This is a genomic window from Flavobacterium sp., from assembly GCF_043773265.1.
Lineage (GTDB): Bacteria > Bacteroidota > Bacteroidia > Flavobacteriales > Flavobacteriaceae > Flavobacterium.
On the sequence record NZ_JAYVFH010000183.1, the window covers coordinates 1 to 3,705 of the forward strand.

At 29.8% G+C, this 3,705-nt stretch carries 5 protein-coding genes; all 5 read left to right on the forward strand.

Annotated features, from left to right (window positions below; genetic code table 11):
- On the forward strand, positions 1-1,471 hold a 1,471-nt coding region (locus ACH2BO_RS09890), incomplete at its 5' end, for a polysaccharide biosynthesis C-terminal domain-containing protein (RefSeq protein WP_395044580.1).
- A gap of 476 nt (positions 1,472-1,947) precedes the next feature.
- On the forward strand, positions 1,948-2,382 hold the full coding sequence (gene dut / locus ACH2BO_RS09895; protein WP_395044581.1) for a dUTP diphosphatase: 435 nt from the start codon (positions 1,948-1,950) through the stop codon (positions 2,380-2,382).
- Positions 2,383-2,398: 16 nt separating this feature from the next.
- Positions 2,399-2,803, forward strand: coding sequence for a nucleotidyltransferase substrate binding protein (locus ACH2BO_RS09900; protein ID WP_395044582.1), 405 nt, complete (start codon positions 2,399-2,401; stop codon positions 2,801-2,803).
- Positions 2,800-3,099 (forward strand): nucleotidyltransferase domain-containing protein, encoded by a 300-nt coding sequence (locus tag ACH2BO_RS09905; RefSeq protein ID WP_395044583.1) that lies wholly within the window; start codon positions 2,800-2,802, stop codon positions 3,097-3,099. Before ACH2BO_RS09900 ends, ACH2BO_RS09905 begins: the two co-directional genes overlap by 4 nt.
- A 90-nt stretch (positions 3,100-3,189) precedes the next feature.
- A partial coding sequence (locus ACH2BO_RS09910; protein WP_395044584.1) for a sugar phosphate nucleotidyltransferase occupies positions 3,190-3,705 on the forward strand: 516 nt, incomplete at its 3' end.

The window sequence follows — 3,705 nt, forward strand, 5'->3', positions numbered from 1 at the left end:
ATTGAGTTCAAAAAGAAGCCTTTTAAAACAAACCCTAATTTACGGAATTGCAACTGTATTACCTCGTGTTATCAGTTTCTTTTTAGTAGGGTTGTATACAGGATTAATGCCAAAATCTGCTTATGGAGAAATTACTATTCTGTTAGCCTATATGATATTTTTCAATGTCATTTTATCTTACGGAATGGAAACCGCATTTTTTAGATTTTACAATACCCAAGACAATAAGAAAAATGTAATTTCAACAGCAACAATATCAATTTTTTGGAGTACAATTGGGTTTCTCTTTTTGGCACTTTTAAGCAGAAAAATACTTTCCAATTGGTCTCAAATCAATGTAGAATATGTAACCTACACCATTTGGATTCTTGCACTAGATGCTTTAGTTATTATACCTTTTTCAAAGCTTCGAGCAGAGAAAAAACCAATGAAATATGCAGTAATTAAAATAGGAAGTGTTCTGGTAAATCTATCGTTAAACGTTTTCTTTTTAATTTTTCTACCTTCAATTGCAAAAGCAAATCCAACAGGGTTTTTCAATACCATTTATTTCGAAAATTTTCAAGTTGGCTATATTTTTGTTTCCAATTTAATAGCAAGTTTATTAACATTTATAGTTCTTTCACCCAACTATTTTAAAATAAAATGGCATTTCGACACCACTTTATGGAAAAAAATGACAACCTATGGTTTCCCAATTCTCATTGCCGGAATCGCCTTTGCAGTAAACGAACATTTCGATAAAATTCTTTTAGATTGGCTAAACGTTTCAAAATCAGATATTGGTGCTTACGCAGCTTGTTATAAAATAGGAATGTTTATGGTTTTATTTAGAACCGCATTTACACTTGGCATAGAACCTTTTTTCTTCAGTCACGCAAGTAATGAAAACGCACAACAAACCTATGCAACAATAACCAAATATTTTGTTGTTTTTGGCTCATTCATTTGCTTTTTTGTCATTGCATTTATCGATATTTTAAAACAGCCATTAGTACCACAATCTAGTTATTGGGATGCAATAAAAGTAGTTCCACTTATTGTACTAGCCAACTTTTTTCTAGGCATTTACACCAATTTATCCGTTTGGTACAAACTCATCGATAAAACCAAAATTGGCGCTTACATTTCCATTATTGGCGCCATCGTCACACTAGTTTTAAACTATATACTCATTCCAAAAATTAGTTATTACGGTTCAGCAATCGCAACAATCGCAGCTTACGGAACAATGATGATCATTTCCTATAAATTAGGGCAAAAAAAATATCCAATTCCGTACGATATCAATAAAATTCTAACATATCTAGTTGTAACCATCACATTTTCAGCAATTTCATTTTATATTCCTTATGTTAGGGAAAGTTATCCAATTAAAATTCTACTCTCAGCAATGTTTCTGTATTTCATTTATTACAACGAAAAAACAATGCTATTACAAATCTTCAATCGAAAAAAGTTAAGAAGCTAATCGCGCTGTACATTGCACTTTTTTACCTTAAAATTGGCTTTTTCTAGTTAAAAAAAGAGCTTCCGTTGGTCGCTTTTTTTCAACAAGAAAAATCACAATTTTAAGGTAAAAAGAGTTCCATTTCCATCACGGCTAACAAGCATCTTTCAATTACAATATCAATTTCAAAAGTCAATTTCAAAAAATCTGAAATCAATCCCGATAGCTATCGGGACGTTAATCTTCAATCTTCAATCAATTTATAAAATCAATTTAATTTCAATTCTGAAGTTTAAAGATAATTTTAAAAAATCTGAAATCATAATTCGTTAATCAAAAATCAATTAAAAAAAAATCAATTTATAAAATCCAATCACACAAAAAACTTTGTGCCTTACAGTCTTTGTGGCAAAAAAAATTCCCAAAAAGAAAAACAAATTAATATCTTTGAAAATTATTGTACAAACAATTCGCAACTTGTCCTAAAACAAATAACAATGACCATAAAAATCATAAATAAATCTACCCACGATTTACCAAATTACGAAACCATAGCTTCTGCAGGAATGGATTTGCGAGCCAATATTCTAGAACCAATAACCTTAAAATCACTAGAAAGAACCATAGTAAAAACCGGATTTTTTATAGAATTACCAATAGGTTACGAAGCACAAGTACGACCAAGAAGCGGATTGGCAGCCAAAAAAGGAGTAACAGTTCTCAACTCACCAGGAACAGTCGATGCAGATTATCGAGGCGAAATTGGAGTAATTTTAGTAAATTTATCCAACGAAGATTTTATTATTGAGAACGGAGAAAGAATAGCTCAATTAATAATTGCCAAATATGAACGTGCAGCATGGATAGAAGTTCAAGAATTATCTCAAACTTCTCGTGGCGAAGGCGGTTTTGGAAGTACTGGAGTTAAATAAATGTTTAAAATATATTATGGAAGATCAAGACATAAGATGGAAACAACGTTTTTCAAACTTTGAAAAAGCGCTAGCAAAACTTTCAGAAGTTATTGAAAAAAACGAAGAGCTTTCAGATTTAGAAAAAGAAGGAGTAATACAAAGATTTGAATTTACTCACGAACTTTCTTGGAACGTAATGAAAGACTATTTAATTTATGACGGAATTCAAAATGTTATAGGATCTAGAACCGCAACTAGAGAAGCATTTAATAAAAATATAATTTCTAATGGTCAAGTATGGATGAATATGATTGATAGTCGAAATAAAACTTCTCATACCTATGTAGAAACAATTTTAGAATCTGAATATGAAAACATAACAAAAATATATTATCCAGAATTAGTAAAATTTCATTTAAAAATGATAACATTATTATGAAATTTGGATTAAATCAAAAAACAATAAACAAAATAAATTCTGTTTTTGAATTACATTCACAAATAGAAGAAGTTCTAATTTATGGTTCAAGAGCTAAAGGAAATTATAGAGAAGGTTCTGATATTGATATAACATTAATTGGAAAAAATATAGAATTGTCTAAAATTAATGAAAACATTGACGATTTAAATACACCTTATTTATTTGACATTTCTATTTTTGATAAATTAGACTCTAAAGACTTAATTGAACATATAAATAGAGTGGGAAAAACATTTTATAAAAAAGTTGAATAAATTATCGCACTTAGTACAATCAAAGTGTTTATAATAATTAAAAAATTATTTAGTCTTAATACCTAATACTCAAATCTTAATACAGTAGTAATGAAAATAATAGTACCAATGGCTGGTCGTGGTTCAAGACTAAGACCACATACATTAACAATACCAAAACCATTAATTCCAATTGCAGGAAAACCAATTGTACACCGATTGGTAGAAGATATTGCAGCAGTTTTAAACCAAGATATAGAAGAAGTTGCGTTTATAATTCACGAAAGTTTTGGTAAAAAAGTAGAAGAAGATTTAATTGCAATTGCACAAAAACTAGGCGCAAGAGGAACAATTTATTATCAAAATGAAGCACTTGGAACAGGTCATGCAATTATGTGCGCCAAAGATTCATTAAGTGGTTCGGCAGTAATTGCTTATGCAGATACTTTAATTCGCGCCGATTTTGACTTAGATAAATCTGCCGATAGCGTAATTTGGGTAAAACAAGTAGATCAACCAGATGCATTTGGAGTAATAAATTTAAATGAAAATAACGAAATAATTGAACTGGTAGAAAAGCCAAAAGAATTTGTTTCTGACCTTGCAGTTATTGGAATATACTATTTT

Coding starts and splice junctions, on each gene's coding strand:
- ACH2BO_RS09900 (WP_395044582.1), top strand. CDS start 2,399: ATGGAAGATCAAGACATAAGATGGAAACAACGTTTTTCAAACTTTGAA.
- ACH2BO_RS09905 (WP_395044583.1), top strand. CDS start 2,800: ATGAAATTTGGATTAAATCAAAAAACAATAAACAAAATAAATTCTGTT.
- dut (WP_395044581.1), top strand. CDS start 1,948: ATGACCATAAAAATCATAAATAAATCTACCCACGATTTACCAAATTAC.